This is a genomic window from Lachnoclostridium sp. An76, from assembly GCF_002161355.1.
Taxonomy (GTDB): domain Bacteria; phylum Bacillota; class Clostridia; order Lachnospirales; family Lachnospiraceae; genus Mediterraneibacter; species Mediterraneibacter caccavium.
On the sequence record NZ_NFHL01000001.1, the window covers coordinates 539,072 to 563,839 of the forward strand.

Here is a 24,768-nt window from a genome sequence, read left to right on the forward strand (position 1 = left end):
GATGAGCAACTACACTCATAATAATAGATAAGGAACCAGTTTCGGTAAGTCTTTTTACCTGATCTGATCCCTTATTGCCATGCTCTGCGTCTGATAAAAAATTATAGTTTCTGTACCAATCGGGGTGACAGGATTCGAACCTGCGACCTCACGGCCCCCAGCCGTGCGCTCTAACCAAACTGAGCCACACCCCGCCGACTCATACATTATATATAATTTGCCGGCAAATGTAAAGAAATTTTTTCTGATGTCCTGTTCTCTTTTCAGCCGCTTGTTACTGTTCGCAGCAGCAGTCTCTTTTCACATCTCAACGCCCTTTCCATAATATAATAGTGAGTTACCACCTATGAAAGGAGCCGCCAACAATGGCAAATTGTCAAAATATGCGCTATATGCGCCGTCCCATGGCATCCGCTCCGGCCCCGTCCTGCGCCTGCCGGATGGACGGATGCCCGGACACACATGATTTTTTCCCATCTGACATTCCTCTCGCAATGGCTTATGTCAAATGGCAGAAATGGCAGGACATCTACGAACCGTGCAAAGCCCTCAGAAGCGGAACACTTTTTCAGGAACTGGATAAACCCTTCCTGGGGAAAGGAGGCTGCCGCAGATGAATATGAATACAATGCCAAACAGCAGTACCATGCGCAGAATGAATGATATGGCGCCGCACTCCGGCGGGAGCGTCATGAACCGCCGTCAGCTCATGGACCACATCAACCAGGTCAGCTTCGCAGTGGATGAAGTAAAATTGTACCTGGATACCCATCCCTGCGACAGGGAAGCTCTTGCGTATTTCCGCGAGATGAGCCGCAAACGTGATCATGCCCTGAAGGAATATGCCGCCGCTTACGGGCCGCTGACCGTCGATACCGCTGAGGAATCCTGCGCCGAGCGCTGGACCTGGGTCAACGAGCCATGGCCGTGGCAGGAAGGAGGATGCTGATTTATGTGGAATTATGAAAAAAGACTGCAGTATCCGGTGAAGATCACCCAGACGAACCCGAAGATCGCACAGATCATCATCTCTCAGTTCGGAGGACCGGACGGAGAACTCGCCGCGTCTATGCGGTATCTGTCGCAGAGATATACGATGCCGTATAAGGAAGTGACGGGGACGCTGACGGATATTGGTACGGAAGAACTCGCCCACATGGAAATGATCTGCGCCATCGTCTACCAGCTCACAAAGGATCTGACCCCGGAAGAGATCGAGCGCTCCGGATTCGATAAGTACTATGTAGACCACACTCTGGCGCTCTGGCCCCAGGCGGCCAGCGGCATGCCGTGGACAGCGACCGTGTTCCAGTCCAAGGGAGATCCCATCACTGACTTGAACGAGGACCTTGCCGCCGAGCAAAAGGCAAGGACCACCTATGACAATATCCTGCGGCTTGTCAAAGACCCGGAAGTCGCCGACCCGATCCGATTCTTAAGGCAGCGCGAGATCGTGCACTATCAGCGTTTCGGAGAAAGCCTGAGGATCGTCCAGGAGAAACTGGACAGCAGGAACTTCTATGCGTTCAACCCGGAGTTTGACAAATAGCGGCATTCACTGTTTATAACACAACATTTAAAAAAATGCCTGTCCCTGCTTATGCCGGAACAGGCATTTTACATAAGTATCGTTTGTTACTTCACACTAATATGATTTTTTCTGATGATCCCGCTCATCTGCCAAACTTACAGTTTATCCAAGCGTCACATCAAGCCCCTGTTCATCATACTCTCCGTTTGACTGCGGGACCAGGATCGTAAGGCTGACCGTCTCACCCTTTGCATAATACTGAAGCTGTTCCTGGAGCGCCTCCATACTGTCAATAGAGCTTCCATTGATCGCTGTAATGATAGAACCCTTTGTCATGCCCGCTTTGTCCGCGCCGCTGCCCTGGCTGACCTCCATTACATAGACCCCTGCCGGGACATCGATCTGCTGTGAAAATGCATCCGACACGCTCATGCCTGTGATGCCGAGCAGCCCGCGTTCATTCTCCGGCACTTTTGTCTTCGTCTCCTGGTTCATCAGATTCTGGATCAGGTCAGACACATCGCTGATCGGGATCGCGTATCCGATGCCTTCCACGCTTTCCCCTGTCAGTTTCGCAGAATTGATACCGATCACTTCACCGTTGACGTTCACAAGAGCGCCGCCGCTGTTGCCCGGATTGATCGCCGCATCTGTCTGGATCAGTTTTGCCCCGCTCTCCTGAGTTTCCCCGGTCTGTGTATCTGTAGTGGAAACAGAACGGTCAAGCGCGCTGATCACGCCTGTTGTGACAGACTGTCCGTATCCGAGGGCATTGCCGATGGCGATCGCAGGCTCGCCGATCTGAAGTTTCGTAGAATCCCCAAGTGTAGCAACTGAGATCGCATCCATAGTATCGTCTGAGATCTGATCCAGCGCGACAGCGATCACAGCCACATCATAAGTGGCGTCTGTGCCTTTGATATTCGCCTCGACACTGGACTGGTCGTCAAATGTAACTGTAAGGGTATCGCTGCCCTCAACGACATGATTATTCGTAACGATCAGCAGCTCTGAGTCATTCTTTCCGATGATGATGCCTGTCCCTGCTCCTTCATTCGTCTGTTCATATGTGCCGCCAAAGAAACTCTGCACTTCCTGGACTGACATGCTCGTGATGGAGACAATGGACGGCATTACCTTCTCCACTACATCCGACACATCCGATGTCACGACGCTGGACGAAGTAGAGAGCGACGTCCCGCTGCTGATCTTGTCAGAGGATGCTGTCGTGGTCTTACCGTAGTCCCCCAGTCCCAGGATCTTCTGTCCGACAAGGTTTGTAGTGAGGAATACCGCGCTGGATACCACACCGAACAGGATCGCAAATCCTGTCACAGCAGCCGCCTTCACAAGATTTTTATGCGGTTTTTTCTCTTTGCGGGGTTTTTGCTGCTCAGGCTGTTCCCCATTGTACCCGCCGGGCCGGGGACCGCCATACTGATAGTTACTGTTCAGATCATCATTTGAATTGTAATAGTTATATTGATTATCCATAAGATTACCTGCTTTCTCTCTTAGTTTTTTCTTTTTACGGTTATATCATAGCTTTGGTTTGTGATAAAAATGTGTTCAATCCTTTAACAAAACTTGAAAAAGAGAGGCTCCGAACCCCCGGCTGACATTTCACATCATCCGGGCTTTCTTTGCCTCTCTGTCCACTGCCTTTTACAGGTCTATGAAATTGATGTCATAATCATCTGGATCTTTTTTCTGCTTCCCTGCTTTCCCTCTGCGGTTCTTTCCGGACTTCTTATCATCTGTATAGATATCATCGTCCTCATAGATATCCTCATCTTCGTATCCATCGTCATACTCAGGATCTAAAGCTCCGTCATCATCATATCCATACTCATCGTCGTAATCATCATATCCATCGTCATCGGGCTCTTCGTCGTAGTCATCCTCATACTCGTCTTCATCCTCATCGTACCCGATCTCATCATCAATATACTCATCCTCTTCCGCTTCATCTGCAGAAGCCTTCTTTCCCGGCTTTTTCTTTTTATTTTCCTTCTTTGTATCTTCCTCTTCATCATCAAAGGGGATATCATACTCATCATACAGGTCATCCAGTTCCTGATTGCGGTGGACGAGTTTGACCGCAAAAATGATCATCAGTATAAGGAGCAGGAGACATACCGCGATCCCCGCCGCGAGGATAGGAAGGATATGCTCGCTGATAAACGCGCCTGCCGCCCCGGGAAGCGCCGGAGCCGCCTCTTCCTCTTCTGCCGGTGCCGGTACCTCAAAGTACTGATATGTCCCATCTTCAGAATCGTACTGGTACAGATCCTCCTGCCCTGTACGTGTATTCAGCGCATAGATCAGATAATATCTGTCAGATGCAGACGGATCAGACCAGATCGGGAAGACCTGATCCTGGACAGTAAGCTCAGACTCCTGATAATTATCCGGAAGATCCACTTCATCCGGTTTGTCCAGAGGGATAATGGATGTCGTATCAGAGATCGTCAGCTGGGCAAAAGGAGCAAATGTCGCATCCTCCGTGTCAAACAGGAAAAAGCTCCCTGTCCCGGATCCATCAGTCAGATACCCCAGATATACTCCTGCATCATTTACGACAAATTTCCTTTCCTCTCCATTAAATGTCATCGTAGTCTCAGAATATCCCTCCGGGATATCTGTTGTAGTAAAAGCCTCAGAGAAATGATAATCTGTCCCGTTCACAGTCACGGTGACCCCCGTGTCAGATCCTGCTTCCGGTGTTTCTGCTGCCGCTGTCGGCGCCACGCTCGTTGTGCCGTCATCCGCCGCTGCGATGGAGATCGCAGATGAACCCTGTTCCAGGTTTAACGTCTCTCCCGAAGACAGAGTCGCAGAACTGCTGCTCACAGAAAGTGTGGTCTCCGTCGCCTGGAGAGCGCGGAAAGTCACTGTTGTCCTCAGCTCATTCCCACTGCCTGTCCCTGTATAAGTCAGAGTCCCCGATCCGTCAGCTGAAAAGCCGTCGCCGCTGACAAACTCCAGCACAGACGCATCATAACTCATCGTCACATTTACGCTTCCCACGGTACCGCCGCTGCTCTGTACGACGAGGTCCACGCCCACATTCTCCCCTACCTTTGTGGAAGGATCCGAGAACATCAACACGCCATCTGCCGCGAACACAGCCGTCCCGAATGCCGGGACCATCAGGCACAGCGCAAGGACCAGACCCGCTAATTTCTTTAATGCTTTCATATAATTTACCTCTTCTGTATTATGAATAATATTTGATACGGACAGCACGGCTTCCGCCTGTCTGTCCACTGCCTACTATCATACACGCTCCGCGCAGAAAAGTCCAGTGATTACTGTCCGCCGGCCTCTGTCCCTGTACCGGAGTCCGTACCGCCTCCCGTACCAGGATCAGTACTGCCGCCGCTGCCGGGATCCGTACCGCCGCCAGAGCCCGGATCAGTGCCACCGCCAGCGCCGGGGTCCGTTCCGCCGCCCGGATCCGTGGTACCGCCGCCTGTACCCGGATCTGTACCGCCTCCTGTTCCATCTCCGCCGGATGGTTCTGACGGAACATATGCATCTCCGCCCGAGTAGTCAGCAGACCCGTCATCATAGTAGCTGTCATCGTAATAAGTACCGCTGCCGTCGTCATATGTCCCGCCGGATGACTGGGCTGAGCTTACTGTGTAAGCAATGTTGCTGTTTACAGTCTGCACAGTAGACGATGGAGTATACCCCGTCGTACCGAACAAAAACTCGTGAAGCTTTGTCACATTGGATACAAGGTCATCCGGGACTACGATACTCCCCAGACCTGAAACAAGATCCGTATAATTATCCTGCGGGAATCCCATATTTCCAACAAGTTTGTATTCACTGTATGCCGTCGCATATGTCAGGATCTCCTGAAGGGTGAAGCTGGTGGAAACCTGGGGGAAGACCTTATCGATGATCGCATTTAAAGTCCCCAGATCAGCACTCTTTGCCTTCTCGAACATCTTCTCGATCACGAGGCGCTGCCGTTCCGTACGGGTAAAGTCGCCTCCTGCGGTGGAACGGATACGGGCGTAGGTGGTTGCCTGGGTACCATCAAGGGTCTGAAGCCCGGCACTTGATAAGTAATTTGCCGCTTTTCCTGCCGAATTCGCTGTCTCCGGTATATACTGATTAATATAAGGCAGTTCTTCCTCAGTCACCTCAATCTCCACTCCGCCCAATAAATCAATCGCATCGGCAATGGCTCCGAAATCCACTGTCACATAATCCTGAATGTCTAAATCAAGATTCATATTCAGCATGTTGATCGCAAGGACTGGTCCGCCATAACTGTATGCTGCATTACACTTCTGATAGGTACCTTCGGACAGATCAAGCAAAGTATCACGATATACAGACACCATCTTGATTTCCTTTGTCTCGTTATTCAGACTTGCAACGATGATACAGTCTGTGCGGTTTCCCTCTCCGAGATTTCCATCACGGGAATCAACTCCAAAAAGAGCGACATTTGTATAGCCGTCTCCAAGATCAACCTCTTTATTCATCTTTACTTCTTCATTGATCACGATGTCTTCTGCCTTAATATCCTGCGTGTCGATCTTACTCCACTTTGCATATACATACGCCACAGCCCCGAAAACGGCGCAAAGAATAACGCATGCTGTAATAAGCAACACCCGCTGCCACATCTTCATCCGTGTGAACCAGTTCCCTTTTTTCGCACGCGCGCGCCTGCGCCCCCGGCGTCTTACGTTTTTTGACATTTTTATCACCTAAATAAGAATTTTATACACTTTTTTCATAGTACAACAAAGTATGACTGGATTCAAGAAATTTTTGCGTATTTCCAAAAGTCCCTATAGTGTTATGGATTATTTCCAGTAGTTTTTTTCAAACTGTTTGCGTCAATATTTGTTTCCTTAATATAACAAAAATAGGTCTGAAGGCATTTCCTCTTCCTATAAAAATACTCAAAATCACACTCAATACAACATATCGCTTCAATAAAATTTCTTGAATCATGCATGACCATATGCAGAGGCAAAGCATAAGAACCGTATTGACGACAATAATAGGCATTGCTCTCATACACCACACCACTTGAAACGGATTAAGCAGCCAAATGTATAATAGAAGCCGTCCCATTTTATAATCTCCAAACAATTTTAAACCGAAAAAGAAAGCTGCTCCGGCACCTATAATATCTAAAGCAATATTTAAAATTATTGCCACATAAATACTTGTGCCCGAAATTTTCATTACAGAGCCTAATAGTGCAATGTAAGGAAACAAATATGAGAATGCTACTAAATATCTGCGATTCAATTCTGCACTGGTCGAAAAAGCAATCGCACTATTGAAATATGTACTTTCATCGCTAGTGGCTTCTCTATATTCATTCAAATAATAAAAGGGCCAAACGCGCTATACAGCCAATACATATTATTGTAATGAAAACTTTTTAGAGCTTACCAAAAACTCAAAATATCCCCATCATTTTTGTGCCCCAATTAAAGAGTCACCATTCCAGAGAATGTGAGCCACATATTCCGATAATTTAGAGGCACATTAGGCTCTATTACATAGATTTCCCTTATTATGTAGTCTATAAAACTTTCCATAAACACAATAAAATTAGATGGTTCGATACATTTAATCCAACGGAAGGTTAATTCTTTATAATATATTTTTCAAGATAGGTATTTTCTTTAGAATCCACGTACAAAAGTAAGATATTATAAATATTCCTATAATTAACAAAAAGAAATTTATGATCTCATTACACTTATATGGATTAAAACTCATATATCTAAGAATCCATCTAATAAAAATCATATGAATTAAATAAATCCCAAAAGAACAACGATCAATATTTAATAAAAATTTATGAATCAAACCGCTCCCTTTTACTTTAATTTTATCAAATAATGCAAAAATACCAACTGCTTGCACTACTACAAAAATGGACGAATACCCCCACAACTGCTCCATTACATCTATACTATCCGTCCATCTAATTATAGTAAGTACGACAATTAGGCAAGAACTGAAAAACACAGCTGCAACAGCCAGCCACTGATTCACTTTTATTATTCCTTTATGTATCGCATATCCACAAAATAGATAAAAAGGGTAAATCGTTGACACGTGAATATAAAAACCGCTTCTCAAATTAATAAGATTTGTTAGCGGAAGCACTGAAACAAACACTACATATATAATCAGTAAGTATCTAATATCAAATTTTTCACTAAATTGAGCAATTTTTCTATAAAAAGGCATCATAAAATACAAGCCAATTAACAAATATAGATACCATAAATGAGACCAGCTCGTCCCAGTAAACAATTCATATATCCAGCTAAGCAATATGCCTATCCCGACCTGCTCCCCATCCATTATCATATCGAATCCGCGGAAAACCATAGTAAATATAACCAACGCAGCTAATATCCTCAAAATATATTTTTTAAAAAGTTTTTCGTAAGTCAGCTTTCTACTTTCTTCCAAAAGAAGTGCTCCCGTTGTCATAACAAAGCACGGAACAGTCCACATTAGTACATTAGATATTGCTCTAGACCATGCATTTGTCAGAACTCCGATTTGATTCCCAAAAAGAATTGATGCGGAAGCAAATGTATGGAGTACAATAATAGCAATGCATGCAATCGCCCGTATATAAGAAAAACTATTTATTCTTTCTGCTTGATTCAATTTTCTAATACAATCCTTTCACAAATCTTCACACCCTAGCAAAACAACGTATCTAACGGGAATATCATCCGCTAATATACCAGGCCACCATTTACGCATCCGTCGCTTTGATTGCTAGGGGCTTGCTGTTGCGCTGCTTGCTGACGTGCTGCTTCTGCCTGAGCCGCTGCCTCTGCTTCCGCCTGGGCCTGTGCTGCTGCCGCTGCTTCCGCTTCTGCCTGAGCCTGTGCTGCTGCCGCCGCTTCTGCTTCCGCCTGAGCCTGTGCTGCTGCCGCCGCTTCTGCTTCTGCCTGAGCCGCCGCCTCTTTCTCTGCCTTAATAGTCAATTCAGCCTCCTTAGTACTAATCATTTCATTGTTAGCCAAAGATTCATATTGAATAAATGCAACTTCATCTTCCAGATAAATCTGCGCTTCTTCCACATCACCAAACGGGAATGCTGACAAAACCAAAACGGACTGATCGTCAAAGGTCAACTGTATATCTATTTGTGGTTGTAATACTTTCGCATCTTCCTCAGCCTCTACCGCCTGGTCTCCCCCCATCTCTTTCGCACTCGTTGAATCATAATAAAGATTTCTCTTTTGCTGGTCTGCAAAAACATCTTCCGTTTCTAACATGTTGACGGGGAACTCTGCCATAGACGAATCTTTAATTGAAAAACCGACAATATTTTTCCCTGTCTTATTTTCCAGAACTACTTTATATATATTTTCACCTTCTGCCTCAGTCCCAATATTTTTCAATACTTCTTCTGGTTTTTCCACCTGTTTGTTTGCATCAGAATCGCTCTGATTATTCCCACAGCCTCCAAGAAGCATACTAACTCCCAGAATAAAAATCATACTTATAATTAATAATAATTTCTTTATCATTTATTCATTCCTCTTTCTTTTAATTCATTCTATAATAACTAGAATATACCCATGTTCCTGATGTTCCATATGTAATCTGATAACCATTTCTCCCTGTTTCATATGTAAAATCTGGATCAAATACATAGGTTGTTCCCCCAATAACAACTTCACACCATGAATGAGGGGTCATGCCTCCACTTATTGTCGGAACATAGCCAGCCATCTGATGCGCCTCGTATCCAAGCATACGCGCCATATAACAGAATGTGGCCGCCATAACATAACAGTTTCCTCTTCTATTCTGGAATCCATAATTTGCAAACCATTCGCTTCCGGGGGATGGATCTGCCGTCATTTGATAATAGGTCAGACCGGCAGACCAGTTAAATGCTGCTCGCAAATCCCAGCCAATGCTATTCAACACATTTCTTGCTGCCAGTTCAGTTTCATTATACATAGCACCTGTATCTGAAAGCTCATAACCGTCGATTACTGTATTCTTGGCCATAACACCTTCTTTTCCGCCATACGGATCATTTGCCTTATACATATAATACCAGCGTCCATTCACCAACTGCCAGCCCGTTTTCATAGAACCATCTGCACCCAGATAATACCATTCATCGCCTAGCAGCAACCACTCCTTCGCCATTGAACCACTGACATTCAAATAGTACTTTGCTCCATTTATTACATACCATCCATTGCTCAACATCTTGTTTCCATTAGATGGATCCAGATAATACCAATCGGAGCCTACATAATTCCATCCAGATGCAAATAGCCCGTAAATATTAATATAGTACCAGTTCTCCCCATCACGAAGCCAACCTGTTTTCATAGAACCGCTAGGATTAAAGTAATATGTATTGCCATTAATCTCTTTTTTACAGTTAGCTATCATCAAACCCGGATACTCCTCATTGGCTGCATCTAAATAGTACCAATCAGTTCCGATCCACTGCCAACCAGTGAGCATTGCTCCACTATTATTTGTATAATACCACCCTTCCGGTCTTAACACCCAGCCAGTATACATTGCCCCTGATGGATAAAAGAAATACGTTGCATTTCCAATGGTTTTTTTACAATTCTCTACCATCAGACCTGGATATTCTTCATTTGCCCCATCCAGATAATACCAAGCATTTCCTACATATTTCCACCCTGTGGAACCATTTTTGTCGCCGTAATAATATCCTTCTGCATCTTTAATCCAGCCTGTGCGCATTGCTCCTGATGGATAAAAGAAATATGTAGCATTTCCAATGATTTTCTTACAATTTGCTACCATTAGGCCCGGATATACTTCATTTGCCCTATCCAAATAATACCATGTATTTCCCAGCAACAACCAGCCAGTAGCCATAGCTCCGTTGTCCTTCGCATAATACCAGCCTTCTGGTCTTAATACCCAGCCAGTATACATTGCTCCTGATGGATAAAAGAAATACGTTGCATTTCCAATGATTTTTTTACAATTCTCTACCATCAAACCTGGATATTCTTCATTCGCCTCATCCAAATAATACCATGTATTTCCCAAGAGTAGCCAGCCAGTTGCCATAGCTCCATTGTCCCTCGCATAGTACCAGCCTTCAGATTCTCTTATCCACCCTTTGCGCATCGCTCCATTTGCACCAAAAAAGTAGGTCTGACCTGCTATTACCCGCTTGGTAGACGCTAGCATAATTCCCGGTTTCTCTACATTTTCCTGATCAAAATAATACCATACCCCACCGATTGCTCTCCATCCATAAGCCTTAATGCCGGGCTCATCATAATAATAATATTCATCTCCCTGACGATACCAGCCGACAGTCCCCGTCTCTTCAGCAACCACTTTCTTTTCCGCAGTTTCAGCCTCGCCAACATTATCCGTGCTTTCATAAATATCTAAATTCTCAGAGCTTTCTGTATTTACAGAAGCATTTGTTTCTTCCGATATATCTGCGACATCTGTCTCTGGAAAATTTGCATCTTCCACTTCTTCCTGCGTCACAGTCTCATCCTGCTGAACTATGTTTTCTAAATGTTCTCCTTCTTCTGATAATTGTGTTGAAGCTCCCCCTTGCCAATCCGTTTCAGATTCAGCAGCATAACATAATGGTGTTGCCTGCATTGTCAATATAAGGGAAATGGCAACTATCTTTTGAATAAAACGCTTTTTCACTTCTCTCACCTCGTAAATTCCATGCTATATATTATATATTTTATCACTAGTACCTATCATTTCACCGCTTCTGTCCTCCTTATCTGTTTGTATTACACGAATTATCAAATCATATAATATATAAAAAATTATATCATATCCCACTACCTTTTTAAAGAAATTTTCCAAAACTCATTATGCCCCTCATTATGATCTTACACCATATTCTCTAACTATCTGACATTGGTTCTAATTGGTGACATCTTTTTACTAATCCTTGTACCGCTTTTGCTAAAAGTATATAGACTATATTAACAAGAATTGCAAATATCAACGCTATTACAAATGAACTAAGCACAACAACCGGAAATATATCTATTCTCCGCACTGTATCTGTCACCTTTTCTGCCATTAGGGGATATATGATCTTATCTGATATAGCTGATGCAAGGTAAATTCCCAGAGACAATTCCGATATCTTCAAAATCCCTTTCTTAACTATATTTGGAGCTTTTATCATAGGGGCTGCCATTAATACTCGGAAAATCAAAACAGATATTATTATAGCCTGTACGCCCCAAAAACTATTGTAGCCTATCCACTCATACGTCCCATCATAACTTCGGTAATAATTAAACAGTCCAAATACAATCATCAGACCAAGAAGAATAATGCTTTCTTTTAAAAGAAAAATTTTTTTCGTTTCCTCTTTCAGATATGCTCCTAAAAAATAATATGTAATGGGATATAAAGTTTCCCAATAATCCGGTACAATCGCACTATACACTCTTGTTTGATCACCAAGAGACAAAAGATCCCAGCAATTTAGCAGACTCGGAAGAGCGGTTAATCCTAACAGTGTTATGATTAACCATTTCCTTCCTACGTCATTTAAATTGTTCCACAATATATTAAGTGCAAACAGCCACTTTCTGCGGACAGCAGGGCCGCATTTCCCGGACAGTCCGGGCCATATTAAACGGACAGCCTGGGATATCAGCAGGGCAGAGGGTACTCCGCCCCACTGATCAGTATTGATCGGTGTTCCAGAAGAAAGCTATGCTTTCTCAATAAGTACAGTAAATCCTGTCGTTAGTCTGCGTCTGATCCCGTCAAGCTTACCGTAGCATTCCTTTTCGTCACTCAGCTGATTTCCCCACTCATCTGGAGAATACTGACAGCTGAAGAGTGTGGAGGTGCCAAGGTCATCCCGAAGTTTTATGAGATGATACAGGATCTTGATCCCTTCTTCTGAATACCTGCTTATGGCAAAATCATCAATGAACAGCAGCTGGATCCGTGCATAGTACCTGATCCTCTTACGATACTTGTTCAGGTCTTCCTGGCGGTTGAGGACGATCAGTTCGTCCAGCAGGTCACTATAGTCTACGAACTTACAACGGTAATTACGTCTGCATGCTTCCACACAACAGGCAGACAGGAAATAAGACTTGCCGGCACCGGTGACTCCATAGATCCCGACGTTCTGCCGGTTCTCAGCGAAATGAAATTTCAGGATCTGTTCAACGGTGGCATCATTGTAGATGCGTCCGTTGCCGGTTTTCAGATTCTCGGCCAAAGCACCTTTATTGATCAGGCTGCTGAGCCGCAGATTTGTTTCAAACCTGTTGTTGAGTGTTTCTATGTACTGAGGTTCCAGAACCTCACGGATAAACTGCAAAGCGGTATAGCTGCCGAATTCAGGACTTTTAGACAGTTCTGCGAAACGCTGGGCGGCTACCGGCAGGGATAGTGTGTCCAACATCTCATAGATATCAGTAGTCTTATTCTTCATTGCCTGCCTCCGTTTCCTGACGCTTCAGCAGGTTCTTAAGGGAATACTTGCTGTCATCATCTTTGTAGGCGCCGGATACGGCTGTTGCAGCATCTTCGTTGGGACTGCTCTGTGGCATTGTACTTTGCAGCGGCTCTTTATGGTAAGTTGAGATTGTGTTACAGATATAGGAATAGTTGCATCTCCCAGCTAAAACGGCGTCTTTACAGCAGCGTTCCAGGGCTTCCGGCGAGTACTTCTCCGCATACCGCAGAATACCAAAGCAGCTTCGGAATGACTGCACCGGATAAGCGTATTTTCGAATGACTGCATCGATCAAAGCACGGGTGCTGGGTCCGATAGCAGATGCTTTCTGTTGAAAATAAGGCACCGTCCAATAGCCATAGTCTTTGTATTCGGCAGGCATGTCCGAGGGGATGATCACCCAGTCTTTCGGTGTGTAGCTCCGCTTATGCGTCCGGATGAAGTCGCCGTGTTTGTTATAGACATAGATTTCTTTTTCCCCTGCCCGGATCTCAAGTTCCTGTCGCAGATATTTCCGGGGCATGCTATAATGGACCTTGTCGAAGGTGAAGGAGAAATCTTGTGCTACTTTAACAGTCTTTCGTTCAAGATATTCAAAACGACTGGGCGGAAGAGGCAGGAGAGTCTCCTTCTCTTCTGTCGTAAAGAGATCGTACCGGGAATAGGTGAGCCCCTCAAAAGGCTTCCGATTCTCGGCATCCACCTTTTCCATCAGGACACGGTTTAAATCATCCAGCGAATAAAAGACCATATCTTCCATATCCATGAGGATGTGCATGGTAATGATCTTTACGTGGCCTTCCACAACTGGTTTCCAGCGGGGGGATTTCACTTTGGCAGGGGTTAAAACCGTATTGTTATGTTCTGCCCATGCCTGGAAATCTTTATTCAGGACAGGGCTGATCCAGTCTTTATTCCGGGCAACTGCTACTTTGCAATTATCCGGGGTGATTGTCGGCGTCACGCCGCCAAAATAGGACAGAGCATTATTGTTGACCCGGATCCAGTTCCGGATATCGCATTCGGTCATTCCTTCAGCGTAAAAGTAATCACTGTAGGTGAGGGCAGCGATAAAGATCGTGACCTTTATGGTCTCATCCGGGTTCCGGCGGTTATGCAGATAGAGCTGCTTCCCCGCATAGTCCAGTTCGAGATTGACACCGGGATAACGCTGGATGTGGAAGGTCAGCTGTTTGGAATCAGCCCATTCGCTGTAACGCCTGCAGTATTGGCGATAACTCATAGGTTTCTTCCCGTCTACGATACCTATGGCATTGTATTTCTGCCACAGATGTTTCAGGGTCTCCCCTTTGCGGGCTAAAGCCTTGTAGACAGCTTCCTTGTTAAAATCCCGATAGAGAAGCTGGTTCGCTGATACACCAGGCTTTTTATAGAGAATACTCTCAATGTATTCATTCGTGACATCTGCCGGTAAAGGGTATGAGAGTTTCGGATTCTCTCTGAAACGCTTCAGGAACTCGTTTACGGTTGTTTTGCTGCAGTCGCCGCAGCTTTCGGCAATCTCACGGCAGCTAAGATGGTTCACAAAGTGAAGCCGTAGTACTTTTTTGTAATCCATAGTAGGACCTCCAGATATAATATTTCTCCATTTTAAGGAGATGCGCTTATTATATCTGAAGATCTATTGTCCGGTTAATGTGTCCCTACTTGTCCGCTAATTATGTCTCAGACTGTCCGCCGAATATGGCACAGGTGTCCGTTTAGCCCGACAATCTGCATATTAAGAAACGGAATAATCAAAAATAATCCTATATACATCTCAATATACCATGCATAAGAATCTGCACTAAAGTCTAATATGCTTAAAATCATCTTTTTTATTCCCATGTTCTCTTTTTCATAGATTACATTGAACAAAAGGCAACAGATACATACCAGAACATATATGCAGTAAGTTCTTTTTATTCCCTTATAATACGATATAGTCAATTCTTTTTTGTTCATAAGGTAACCTGTCAACATCAAAAATAATGGCACACAGGTTATAAACGCAGTACGTAAAATACACATAATCAGCATTCTCATTCCCGAACATGTCAATTCATAAAACCCTGAATTAAGACAGAAATGTACTGAAATCACAAAAATCGCGGCTACACATCTGATTAAATCAAGATTAATATTTCTTTCCTTCATCAAACAAGACATCCTTTCTTCCAACCGTTATTTAAAATATAATCTCTGAAATACGTTCTTTTTCCAGCAATATTTATATTACAATAACCTCATCAAATCTTCAATCAATTCGTATATTTAATACTCAAGAATTACATTCTCAGAATTACATTTTCATATTGACACTTCCTATAATATTATATATAATAGTTTTGTTCACAAAAATAAAGAGGTGGTTAATCATGAACATTCAAGAATGTGATATCTTGAACGCAATTATTTCAAAACCTTATGAAAATCAGCGGATTCTATCCCAGACATCCGGGCATTCTCTCGGAATTGTAAACCGTTCTGTTAAATCGCTAATAGACACCGGATACCTCAATACAGACATGACTCCTACTGACAAGGCAATACAGGAAGTAAGTGTAAAGTCACCCAAAACTGCTATCATTCTTGCCGCCGGGTTTGGAATGCGTATGGTTCCGATTAATACCGAAACTCCAAAAGGACTATTGGAAATTCACGGTGAACCCTTAATCGAGCGACTGATCAAACAGCTTCATGAAGTAGGCGTTTCCGATATATATGTAATTGTGGGCTTCATGAAAGAACAATATGAATATCTGATTGATTTGTATGGAGTGAGGCTAATTGTAAACACTGAATATGCAACCAAAAACAATCTGCACTCTATAAAACTGGCAGCAAAATACCTTGGAAATTCCTATATCATACCGTGTGATATTTGGTGTGCTGAGAACCCTTTCAATCAACACGAACTGTATTCCTGGTATATGGTCAGCGATCATTTGAGTAGCGACAGTTCTGTACGAGTCAATCGGAAAATGGAACTTGTTACAGTAACTGGAAGTGGCGAAGGAAATACAATGCTCGGCATTACTTACCTTGTAAAAAAGGATGCAGCTTACGTTAATGAACGGATTCATCAGCTCGCATCCGATCAAAGATATGACGGTGCTTTCTGGGAAGAATCACTATACGCAAAAAACAAAATGATCATTCCGGCTAAACTAGTTCCCGCCGATGTTGCAGTAGAAATCAATACTTATGAGCAACTCAGAGAACTGGACAGTAATTCCAATCAACTAAAATCAGATGCGATCGAAACTGCTTCTAAAGCATTGAATACAACTCCAGAAGCTATAACAAGGATTACTGTATTAAAAAAGGGGATGACAAACCGTTCTTTCCTTTTTAACTGTAATGGTCGCAAATACATCATGCGTATCCCCGGAGAAGGGACAGATAAGTTGATCAATCGCAAGCAAGAAGCCAATGTATATCAAAAAATCAACAACAAACACATTTGTGACAATATCATATATATTAACCCTGAAAATGGATATAAGATCACTGAATTTATTGAAAACACCCGAGTATGCGATCCACTTAATATGATTGATGTCAAAAAATGTATGACGAAATTACGTTCATTTCATGAAATGAACTTGCAAGTGAATCATGACTTTAACTTGTTTGACCAGATTGAATTTTATGAAAGTCTCTGGAACGGAAAGAATTCAATCTATAGAGATTATCACCAAACAAAGGCTCATGTAATGTCACTAAAGCCATATATCGATTTGCAGCCCAAAAAAAAAACACTTACTCATATAGATGCTGTTCCTGATAATTTCCTTTTTTCAACAGGTTCTGACCAACAGGAAACAATCAGGCTGATTGATTGGGAATATGCCGGGATGCAGGATCCTCATGTGGATATTGCCATGTTCTGTATTTATTCTTTTTACAATAGAGCCCAGATTGATCAGACGATACAATTTTATTTCAAAAATGACTGCCCCGATTCAACTCGGATTAAAATATACTGCTATGTGGCAGTCTGCGGACTTCTTTGGAGCAACTGGTGTGAATACAAAAGAAATCTCGGAGTAGATTTCGGCAAATATTCTTTGCAACAATATCGCTATGCAAAAGACTATTACAGAATCGTTCAAAAGGAATTAGGCAAAGAAAGTTGAGGCAAAAATAATTATGCACACAGTAAAAAGAGCTATTGTCATGGCGGCCGGTATTGGAAAACGGATGCAGCCTGTAACACTTGAAACACCAAAACCATTGATAAAGGTAAACGGAATTCGGATGATTGATTCTGTTATACAAGGATTAAACAATAACAATATTTTTGAAATATATATAGTCGTCGGCTATATGAAAGAGAAATTCTATAGTCTGGAAGAGGAATATCCGGGAGTTAAAGTCATTGAAAATCCTTTCTATAACACCTGTAATAATATTTCTTCTCTGTATATGGCCCGGGATCATATCGAAGATGCACTTATTTTGGACGGTGATCAAATAATATATAACGACTCTATCCTTCAATCCGAATTTGAACGTTCTAGTTACAACTGCGTCTGGACAGATACAGATACAGACGAATGGCTACTCACTGTTGAAAATGGAGTCGTCAAATCATGCAGCAGATCCGGCGGAAAAGGAGGCTGGCAGCTTTATAGCATTTCTCGTTGGACTGCACAAGATGGCAGAAAATTAAAAAAACATTTAGAGTTAGAATTTGAACTCAAAAAAAATCAGCAAATCTATTGGGATGACATAGCACTTTTTTGTCATCCAGAAGATTACCATCTTGGAATTCAGGAAATGACTCGTAAAGATGTTACTGAAATAGACAGTATATACGAATTAGCACAAATAGACAACCACTATAAAAAATATATTCACGGAGGGCTGTAAAATGACTACAAACTCAAATTCTTCTGAATCTGTTGCAAAGAAAAAAGTGGATTGGATGATCACTCTTCTGCCACTTACTATTATTATTATACTGTGCATTCTTTTTTTCTTCATGCCGGAACAATCTAACGCTATTTTAAGCCAGATACGATTCTTTTTGGGAGATACTTTTGGAACCTATTATCTTGTTATTGGATTAGGAGTATTTCTTATATCAATCTTTGTCGCAACATCCAAATATGGAAACATTGTACTAGGCGGACAAAACGAAAAGCCAAAATACTCTTTCTTCACATGGGGTTCCATGATGTTTACCGCCGGACTTGCTGCAGATATCCTGTTTTACTCATTTTCCGAATGGATACTATATGCATCTGATCCACACATTGCCGAACTGGGAAGCATTCAGGATTGGGCAAGCGTATATCCTGTTTTCCATTGGAGCCTGATTCCATGGGGATTCTATTTAGTATTAGCCGTAGCCTTTGGATTTATGCTCCATGTTCGCAAACGCGAACGCCAAAAATACTCCGAAGCATGCCGTCCTATTTTAGGAAAACATACTGACGGGTTTTTGGGAAGACTGATAGATTTGGTGGCCGTTTTCGCCCTGTTAGCCGGGACTGCAACTACATTCAGTCTCGCCACTCCACTTATGACAAGTGCCATCAACGAGCTCTTCCATACAAATTTTGATTCTACAGTACTTACAATCATAATCCTGATCATTACATGTATCGTATATACCTACTCCTTGCTTCATGGTTTTAAAGGGATTAGCCTTTTGGCAAAATCATGTGTTTATCTGTTTTTTGCTCTGCTGGCTTTTGTGCTGATATTTGGAGGAGAAGCCAGATACATCATTGAGACCGGATTTTCTTCTTTAGGAAGAATGCTACAGAACTTTTTTGAACTCGCTACATATACGGATCCTCAGCGCACAACATCGTTTCCTCAAAACTGGACTATTTTCTATTGGGCGTACTGGATGGTATGGTGTGTAGCAGCCCCATTTTTCATTGGCAACATTTCAAGAGGGCGCACGGTTCGCCAGACAATACTCGGTGGTTACGCATTTGGCGTCGGGTCAACTGTGATAAGTTTCATAATCCTTGGTAATTATTCACTGGGGAAACAGGTTTCCGGAGCTGTTGATTTTCTTGCTCAGTATCAAGAAAACGGAAATAACCTTTATGATGTGATCATTGCTATCATACGGACTCTGCCGGCTGCTCCAGTCGTATTAGTACTTTTGCTCATTACCATGATAGCTTTTTATGCAACCTCATTCGATTCAATAGCCTTGATCGGATCTTGTTACAGTTACCATCGACTGGGAGAAAAGGAATCTCCTCATATGCTGATTCAGTTAATGTGGTGTATTCTATTGATCCTGCTTCCGATTGCGCTTGTATTCTCAGAAAGCTCTATGAGCAACCTACAATCAGTGAGTATTATAGCGGCCTTCCCTATCGGAGCTATTATAGTTCTGATCACTGCCAGTTTTATCAAAGATGCACGATCATTCCTAGCTGAAAAAAAAGAAAAAGATCTATAAAGTAAGGCCGTCCTCTTTTGGGCGGCCTTATCTTATCTAAAAAATTTCTTTTCACTTACATTCTAAATTTTCTGAACACTACATCTAGCAATGGATCTTTTGTATAAATCATATAAAAACCATAAAGTCCTACACAAAGAACTATTTCAATTACTATATTCCATATATAACCCAAGCGTAATAAATTAACACCAATAGATATAGGAATAAAGCAAATCCCTATTATAAAATATCCGATAATTTCTTTAGTTATAAATATACCTTTTAAATCCAAATTGTTTTTAGCATATCGCAAGGAAAGAAAAATAAAAACAAGAACAGCAATCATTGTCGTTATCAAGGCACTTAATGCCGAAAAATTTCCAACCAAAATCAGGGAAAAATTTAGAATACAATTTATTACTCCTCCCTGAAACAATAACACCGTCAATTTTTTTTCCATACTGTTTACATACATTACCAAGTAAGTCATGATAGACTGATATCCAAAAACTATCCGCGAAAGAGCCGCGCATATTAAAACAGGATATGTATAAGTATAAACATCCTTAGAATACAGCCACATAATCTCTTTTGCCAGTACCATTACTCCAAAGGACATAGGTATTAAAATTGCCATATATGTCCGACAGGTACTTTTTAATGTATTAATATAGCTCTCTCTGTCATTTTCACCTATATATTTTGACAGTCTGGGGATGGCAACTGTAATCAGTGATAAAGGTATTGTCGATAGCATGCCTGCCAGGGTAGTGGGCAAAGTATATTCTGTCACAGCTATATCACTGACAAAAGCGCCTAAAAGTACCTTGTCTAGTTGTCCATATAATAATTCTACATTTGTAAAAATAAGGTTAACGATAAGCGGCATAATGTGACACAATATTTTTACATTTGTAAAATCAAATTTATACTGCCTTTTTAAGTAAAAGAAACTTGCAAGATTATTTAACAAAACAGTCATGCTGACTACTACTGAGTATATGATAACATCAGTAGGTTTTCTTACAAAAGCAAAAATAGAAATCAGATAAAGGATTCTGATCAAAATAGTTTTAATTGCTATAAATCGATAATTTTCTACCGCTTCATTCACAAATTCTATATAAAATACGTTCGAAACCATCTGGATAATCATCACAAGATATACGTACTGATCAATCCCATTCCCTCGTAAGATTATATATCCAATATAAAATATAGTAACAAGCAGATTAGAAAGTATTCCTATCACAAAAAGACTTGTAAAAATGCTGCCAAATCTTTTTTTATCATTTCTTACTTTACTGATTTCCCTGACACCATAATTATAAATTCCAAATGCTCCAACAATGAAAAACACCTGAAATTCAGCATATACGCGATTATATACCCCATACAATTCAGGAGTAAGCAATCCCGCAACGTACGGTCCTACAAATAATGGAACTAATAAATTGAATACATTTAAGATAACTTTATAAATGGCATTTTTAGCTAAAGATGATTTCAAAACTTTTCTCCTTAATGGCTATCCTCTTGAGATTTTCTTTTTTATAAACAATAAGATTTTAGAGAGATTATGGAGACCATATCCATTCAAAACTGCGATGATCCTCTGGTTCTTTTTGAACTCCTTAAATGCTTTGTCGCTCTGAAAATTAGGATAATATTTCAAAACATAATTCCGCAATTCTCTTATAATTTTCTCCTTATCAGGATTTTTCTGTTCGGAAACACGGTTAATTGAAGTAATCAGTATATGCTCTATCATCATATATTCAAGATCATAACCGTATTTGTCATCTAAGTTATGTTCATGCATATAATCTACTATATCAGTCATAACAGTAAGCATGTCAAGATTCTTCTTAGAATTATTATTATTCATTGTTGAACCCTGGCGGTTTAAAGCATGATAAAAATGTTCTTCACAATATGCAATTTTCTCTGTCTGCATAAGGAGTTTTACTCCAAAACATAAGTCTTCATACCAGAGACCTTCCGGGAATCGGACCGAACCGATCATATCCTTCCGAAATATTTTATTGCAGACCGATCCACATTTACGTAATTTCCCCACATCCGACTGTCGATGATAAACGATATGGTCATCATAATGATCCATTGTATTACAGATTACAATATCCGCCTGTTCTGATAAGGCTTTATTGTACATGGTCTCAAACATCTCCGTATCAACCCAGTCATCACCATCAACAAAACCTATATACTGCCCTTTTGCATACTGCAATGCCAGATTCCTGGCACTTGCCTGTCCGCCATTTTCTTTTATCAAACCAATAACTCTCTTAGGATAATCTGCCGTAAACTCATCAATAATTTTTTGAGATCCATCAGGAGACCCATCATTTACGACTATGACTTCCATATCCTCCAAAGTCTGATTTGCCAAAGATTCTAGACACTTTCTCAAATAAGGTTCTACATTGTAAACAGGCACTATTACACTTAATTTCATACTCACTCTATCCTCAATATATCTAACCATTTTTTCATAACACTGTCTTCAGAAAATTCTCTGCTTCTTTGAACAGCGCTTTCCGACATCTTTTCCCTTAATTTATCATTCTGACATAAACTTCTCAGTTTATCAATAAACAGTTCTTCATTTCCATCAGGGATTAAGAAACCATTTTCACTGTTTTGAACAATCGCTGCCGGTCCCACTCGCACATCATAAGCCACTACTGGAAGACCGGCAGCCATAGCTTCAATTAAAACAAATGGAAACGCCTCGGAATAAGAAGTCATCGCATAACATAATGACTGATGCATTTCTTCCATTACCTTTTCATGGCTTAATTCTCCTGTCATAATCACTTTTTCCTGCAAGCCATACTTATCAATCAAATGCTGTAAAGATTCCTTTTCCTGTCCATCTCCGATTATTTTTAACACCGTTCCGTCTTTAGCATCAAATCTTTTCCAGATTTTAATCAAACGTTCAAATCCTTTCACTTCATGAAGGCGACCCACAGCAAGTACTTGCCTTTTACGCTGTAAATCCCCAATTTCATTCATATCAGCAAGAAAATTTGGAATAACAACACACTTGGTATGTGTATTATCCTTCATCATGACCTTAACCTCATCTTTTAATCTATCTGTCAGTAAAACAAAATAATCTATATTGGTATATTTTTTCCTAAAATCATTTATTAATCGTTTTTCAAATTTGTGATCATGATGAAGCTGGGCTATCTTCTCAACTCCTTTCCTTCCATATTTAGACAGTAATACAGAATGCTCGTTCCGGGTAGAAATAATAACACCTTTCTCTATCTGTTTTATTGCATCTGCCATTACTTTCTTTTTCAAATACAGAACCTTTACAGAATATATCCCTTCCCGAATTATTAAAGGAATATTTCTCGTTTTAATAGCCCTGTAAAATTCTTCCCTGTTAGGGTGCATGGCACTAAGATAAGTGATCTTAACCTTTTCATCAATCGAATATGCTGGTTGTCCGAGATTATATATACATAATATTTCTACATCGAACCCTCTTTTGACCAACGCATTAGCCAATAGAGTAATTGCCATTTCAACTCCGCCATGCATTAAATGCAGACTGGTTATATAAACTTTACTCATCTAGCTTCCCTTTCACTCCACTCTTCTTTATAGATTTGTATACTCGTTCCGCAAATAACATACTAAAATACAGAGATATACCCATCCCGATATATCGGAATGGCATCAGGGTCTCAGAATATCTGTTTAATGCAAAATAAACAGCATATAAAATAATATTCCCTGCATATGTCCCTGCCAGATAAAGAACTTCAGCTCTATCCTTTTTCAGCAGAAGGCTAAGCGGGATTAATAAAATACATAATATACAATTAATTTTTTTCAAAACCACTAATCCGCCGACATGTATATCAAATATTTCATTCCAATAAAACACCCCATTGATCATATCCAAAGGCTTACTTATCAAATAAGAATAAATCATGCTCCCCGGATTACGTTCAAACCATTCCGCCATCCTATAACGCGCCTTGATACCATCCGCCTCAAGCGAAACATATTTTTCAAGATAATCCTCTTTAATCTTTCCATCCGAATCGTAATATTGTTTATATTCTTCTTTTACAACATTTTCAACATTCGTTTTATAATCCAATTCCTCGTCCAGAGGATACCCCGTCCCCTGATAAGTTCCAAGTAAAAGAGGATTACCAGATCCCCAAGTCAAAGGAATAAAAGCATCATAATAAATATAGTTTCTAATACTCCAGGGAACAACAAAACATAAAATTACCAAACCTAAAATAAGTCCTTGCTTTATTAATCTTACAAGCCCATACTTCACCGCTAACAGGTATGCCATTGCAAAAAGAGGATAAATAGCAATATTGGCCTTAAACATAAGTGCAAGCATATATGTTACAACGCATAACCAAAAATACTTATTCTCCTGTTTTTTTCCCATCATCAACGTTGCATAAATCAGCATCGATAAAAAAAGCATAAAAGGAGTTTCCGTAAGAATAAGATTATCCATCCACACATAATTGATCAAAAAAAGAGGCAGAGCAGAAATAACTGCAAATATTTTGGGTGCAAAAATCAAAACAGATTTATAAATATAGAAAGCTGTTATTGCTCCCATCAACGCCCAGACAATTTTTAGCACAATCCAGAGCGCCTCGCCTTCCCCACAAAAAAGTGAGAAGAAACCGATCAGCACCGGCATCCCAGGCATAATCTGCGCTGATAATACACCGTGCATTGTTATGCGTCCCGTATTGGCAAATTCTATACCACTTTTTACATATGAAAGATCGTCACTGTTGATATTGTATGAGAATCCCAAAAAATATGCCGCACAGACTCTTTCCAAAAACAACGCAATACAAACCAAAATAATCCACTTATACTCTCTTATAAGATCAATGCACTTATTGGCAGCCTTATTTCTTTGTTTCATTACTATTTTTGCGCTCCTCTGACAAATATTTTTCAATTGAAGTCATTTGAATCAATCGCTTAATTTCTTCAGACTGTTTTGATACTATCATAGTAAGGTAAAACGTAATTATCAGCAATACTATCAAGGCAATCATATATAAGAAATTCGAAGGGACCTCTACTCCCATTACCCCAGACAAGCCGATAACTACATCCGGTAAAAGTGCAAATAACATGATTCCGGCTGAGATTAAAAGCCACACCAATGAATACTGTAAACGCAGCTTTTTCCTATTGATAACTTTAATAACCAGCACGACAAACAAAATAGCAACAACCAGCATTTCGATTCTTAAGACCAATGACATCTCTCATCCC

At 41.2% G+C, this 24,768-nt stretch carries 22 protein-coding genes and 1 tRNA gene; 6 read left to right on the top strand and 17 right to left on the bottom strand.

The window, feature by feature from the left end:
- Positions 1 to 119: 119 nt before the first annotated feature.
- A tRNA-Pro gene (locus B5G27_RS02445) sits at positions 120 to 194 on the bottom strand.
- A gap of 171 nt (positions 195 to 365) precedes the next feature.
- Here B5G27_RS02445 and B5G27_RS02450 point away from each other — a divergent pair.
- The 3 genes from B5G27_RS02450 (at position 366) to B5G27_RS02460 (ending at position 1,549) form a co-directional block, all read left to right on the top strand.
- Positions 366 to 617, top strand: a complete 252-nt coding sequence (locus B5G27_RS02450) for a spore coat associated protein CotJA (RefSeq protein WP_087177387.1) — start codon at positions 366 to 368, stop codon at positions 615 to 617.
- A gap of 74 nt (positions 618 to 691) precedes the next feature.
- A complete protein-coding gene (locus B5G27_RS02455; RefSeq protein ID WP_087177729.1) occupies positions 692 to 949 on the top strand; it encodes a spore coat protein CotJB in 258 nt (85 codons plus the stop codon).
- Positions 950 to 952: 3 nt separating this feature from the next.
- Positions 953 to 1,549 carry a manganese catalase family protein gene (locus B5G27_RS02460; protein ID WP_087177388.1) on the top strand — a complete coding sequence of 199 codons (597 nt, stop codon included), beginning with the start codon at positions 953 to 955 and terminating at the stop codon, positions 1,547 to 1,549.
- Positions 1,550 to 1,693: 144 nt separating this feature from the next.
- Here the strand turns inward: B5G27_RS02460 and B5G27_RS02465 are convergent, their stop codons facing one another.
- The 11 genes from B5G27_RS02465 to B5G27_RS16985 all read right to left on the bottom strand — a co-directional run bounded on the left by B5G27_RS02465 (position 1,694) and on the right by B5G27_RS16985 (position 15,203).
- Positions 1,694 to 3,025, bottom strand: coding sequence for a S1C family serine protease (locus tag B5G27_RS02465; RefSeq protein ID WP_087177389.1), 1,332 nt, complete (start codon positions 3,023 to 3,025; stop codon positions 1,694 to 1,696).
- 171 nt (positions 3,026 to 3,196) lie between these two features.
- Positions 3,197 to 4,732 (bottom strand): cohesin domain-containing protein, encoded by a 1,536-nt coding sequence (locus B5G27_RS02470; RefSeq protein WP_087177730.1) that lies wholly within the window; start codon positions 4,730 to 4,732, stop codon positions 3,197 to 3,199.
- 110 nt (positions 4,733 to 4,842) lie between these two features.
- A complete protein-coding gene (locus B5G27_RS02475) occupies positions 4,843 to 6,255 on the bottom strand; it encodes an LCP family protein (RefSeq protein WP_087177390.1) in 1,413 nt (470 codons plus the stop codon).
- Between the two features lie 127 nt (positions 6,256 to 6,382).
- Complete coding sequence (locus B5G27_RS15765) at positions 6,383 to 6,895, bottom strand: hypothetical protein (protein ID WP_143449630.1); 513 nt, start codon at positions 6,893 to 6,895, stop codon at positions 6,383 to 6,385.
- Positions 6,896 to 7,168: 273 nt separating this feature from the next.
- Entirely contained in the window at positions 7,169 to 8,206 is a 1,038-nt protein-coding gene (locus B5G27_RS02485) for an acyltransferase (protein ID WP_162611168.1), read from the bottom strand.
- 71 nt (positions 8,207 to 8,277) lie between these two features.
- Entirely contained in the window at positions 8,278 to 9,081 is an 804-nt protein-coding gene (locus B5G27_RS15915) for a hypothetical protein (RefSeq protein ID WP_087177393.1), read from the bottom strand.
- Between the two features lie 19 nt (positions 9,082 to 9,100).
- A complete protein-coding gene (locus B5G27_RS02495) occupies positions 9,101 to 11,245 on the bottom strand; it encodes a transglutaminase domain-containing protein (RefSeq protein WP_143449631.1) in 2,145 nt (714 codons plus the stop codon).
- 199 nt (positions 11,246 to 11,444) lie between these two features.
- Positions 11,445 to 12,002: a hypothetical protein gene (locus B5G27_RS02500; RefSeq protein WP_087177395.1), complete on the bottom strand. Its 558-nt coding sequence runs from the start codon at positions 12,000 to 12,002 to the stop codon at positions 11,445 to 11,447.
- Positions 12,003 to 12,272: 270 nt separating this feature from the next.
- Entirely contained in the window at positions 12,273 to 13,010 is a 738-nt protein-coding gene (locus B5G27_RS02505) for an ATP-binding protein (protein ID WP_087150789.1), read from the bottom strand.
- On the bottom strand, positions 13,000 to 14,613 hold the full coding sequence (istA, locus tag B5G27_RS02510) for an IS21 family transposase (RefSeq protein WP_087177396.1): 1,614 nt from the start codon (positions 14,611 to 14,613) through the stop codon (positions 13,000 to 13,002). The genes B5G27_RS02505 and istA overlap by 11 nt, the downstream gene beginning before the upstream one ends.
- 107 nt (positions 14,614 to 14,720) lie before the next feature.
- Positions 14,721 to 15,203 (bottom strand): acyltransferase family protein, encoded by a 483-nt coding sequence (locus B5G27_RS16985; protein WP_087177397.1) that lies wholly within the window; start codon positions 15,201 to 15,203, stop codon positions 14,721 to 14,723.
- Between the two features lie 209 nt (positions 15,204 to 15,412).
- Here B5G27_RS16985 and B5G27_RS02520 point away from each other — a divergent pair, with 209 nt between their 5' ends.
- Genes B5G27_RS02520 through B5G27_RS02530 form a run of 3 tightly spaced genes read left to right on the top strand, consistent with a single transcriptional unit; the run spans position 15,413 to position 19,470 of the window.
- Positions 15,413 to 17,176 (top strand): NTP transferase domain-containing protein, encoded by a 1,764-nt coding sequence (locus B5G27_RS02520; RefSeq protein ID WP_087177398.1) that lies wholly within the window; start codon positions 15,413 to 15,415, stop codon positions 17,174 to 17,176.
- A gap of 13 nt (positions 17,177 to 17,189) precedes the next feature.
- Complete coding sequence (locus B5G27_RS02525; protein WP_087177399.1) at positions 17,190 to 17,912, top strand: NTP transferase domain-containing protein; 723 nt, start codon at positions 17,190 to 17,192, stop codon at positions 17,910 to 17,912.
- Position 17,913: 1 nt separating this feature from the next.
- Entirely contained in the window at positions 17,914 to 19,470 is a 1,557-nt protein-coding gene (locus B5G27_RS02530; protein ID WP_087177400.1) for a BCCT family transporter, read from the top strand.
- A 55-nt stretch (positions 19,471 to 19,525) separates the two neighbouring features.
- Here B5G27_RS02530 and B5G27_RS02535 read toward each other — a convergent pair whose 3' ends face one another.
- From B5G27_RS02535 to B5G27_RS02555, 5 genes are read right to left on the bottom strand one after another with little or no spacing between them, the layout of a single operon-like run.
- Positions 19,526 to 20,962 (bottom strand): oligosaccharide flippase family protein, encoded by a 1,437-nt coding sequence (locus B5G27_RS02535; protein WP_087177401.1) that lies wholly within the window; start codon positions 20,960 to 20,962, stop codon positions 19,526 to 19,528.
- 18 nt (positions 20,963 to 20,980) lie between these two features.
- Entirely contained in the window at positions 20,981 to 21,931 is a 951-nt protein-coding gene (locus B5G27_RS02540) for a glycosyltransferase family 2 protein (protein WP_087177402.1), read from the bottom strand.
- Positions 21,932 to 21,933: 2 nt separating this feature from the next.
- Positions 21,934 to 23,067 carry a glycosyltransferase gene (locus B5G27_RS02545; protein WP_087177403.1) on the bottom strand — a complete coding sequence of 378 codons (1,134 nt, stop codon included), beginning with the start codon at positions 23,065 to 23,067 and terminating at the stop codon, positions 21,934 to 21,936.
- Entirely contained in the window at positions 23,060 to 24,409 is a 1,350-nt protein-coding gene (locus B5G27_RS02550) for an ArnT family glycosyltransferase (protein ID WP_087177404.1), read from the bottom strand. The genes B5G27_RS02545 and B5G27_RS02550 overlap by 8 nt, the downstream gene beginning before the upstream one ends.
- Positions 24,393 to 24,758: a DUF2304 domain-containing protein gene (locus B5G27_RS02555; RefSeq protein ID WP_087177405.1), complete on the bottom strand. Its 366-nt coding sequence runs from the start codon at positions 24,756 to 24,758 to the stop codon at positions 24,393 to 24,395. Before B5G27_RS02555 ends, B5G27_RS02550 begins: the two co-directional genes overlap by 17 nt.
- Positions 24,759 to 24,768: the final 10 nt, after the last annotated feature.

What these genes read in the sequence shown, in the direction of transcription:
- B5G27_RS02450 (WP_087177387.1), top strand. Translation starts at nt 366, where the DNA reads ATGGCAAATTGTCAAAATATGCGCTATATGCGCCGTCCCATGGCATCC.
- B5G27_RS02455 (WP_087177729.1), top strand. Translation starts at nt 692, where the DNA reads ATGAACCGCCGTCAGCTCATGGACCACATCAACCAGGTCAGCTTCGCA.
- B5G27_RS02460 (WP_087177388.1), top strand. Translation starts at nt 953, where the DNA reads ATGTGGAATTATGAAAAAAGACTGCAGTATCCGGTGAAGATCACCCAG.
- B5G27_RS02465 (WP_087177389.1), bottom strand. Translation starts at nt 3,025, where the DNA reads ATGGATAATCAATATAACTATTACAATTCAAATGATGATCTGAACAGT.
- B5G27_RS02470 (WP_087177730.1), bottom strand. Translation starts at nt 4,732, where the DNA reads ATGAAAGCATTAAAGAAATTAGCGGGTCTGGTCCTTGCGCTGTGCCTG.
- B5G27_RS02475 (WP_087177390.1), bottom strand. Translation starts at nt 6,255, where the DNA reads ATGTCAAAAAACGTAAGACGCCGGGGGCGCAGGCGCGCGCGTGCGAAA.
- B5G27_RS15915 (WP_087177393.1), bottom strand. Translation starts at nt 9,081, where the DNA reads ATGATAAAGAAATTATTATTAATTATAAGTATGATTTTTATTCTGGGA.
- B5G27_RS02505 (WP_087150789.1), bottom strand. Translation starts at nt 13,010, where the DNA reads ATGAAGAATAAGACTACTGATATCTATGAGATGTTGGACACACTATCC.
- istA (WP_087177396.1), bottom strand. Translation starts at nt 14,613, where the DNA reads ATGGATTACAAAAAAGTACTACGGCTTCACTTTGTGAACCATCTTAGC.
- B5G27_RS16985 (WP_087177397.1), bottom strand. Translation starts at nt 15,203, where the DNA reads ATGTCTTGTTTGATGAAGGAAAGAAATATTAATCTTGATTTAATCAGA.
- B5G27_RS02520 (WP_087177398.1), top strand. Translation starts at nt 15,413, where the DNA reads ATGAACATTCAAGAATGTGATATCTTGAACGCAATTATTTCAAAACCT.
- B5G27_RS02525 (WP_087177399.1), top strand. Translation starts at nt 17,190, where the DNA reads ATGCACACAGTAAAAAGAGCTATTGTCATGGCGGCCGGTATTGGAAAA.
- B5G27_RS02530 (WP_087177400.1), top strand. Translation starts at nt 17,914, where the DNA reads ATGACTACAAACTCAAATTCTTCTGAATCTGTTGCAAAGAAAAAAGTG.
- B5G27_RS02540 (WP_087177402.1), bottom strand. Translation starts at nt 21,931, where the DNA reads ATGAAATTAAGTGTAATAGTGCCTGTTTACAATGTAGAACCTTATTTG.
- B5G27_RS02545 (WP_087177403.1), bottom strand. Translation starts at nt 23,067, where the DNA reads ATGAGTAAAGTTTATATAACCAGTCTGCATTTAATGCATGGCGGAGTT.
- B5G27_RS02550 (WP_087177404.1), bottom strand. Translation starts at nt 24,409, where the DNA reads ATGAAACAAAGAAATAAGGCTGCCAATAAGTGCATTGATCTTATAAGA.
- B5G27_RS02555 (WP_087177405.1), bottom strand. Translation starts at nt 24,758, where the DNA reads ATGTCATTGGTCTTAAGAATCGAAATGCTGGTTGTTGCTATTTTGTTT.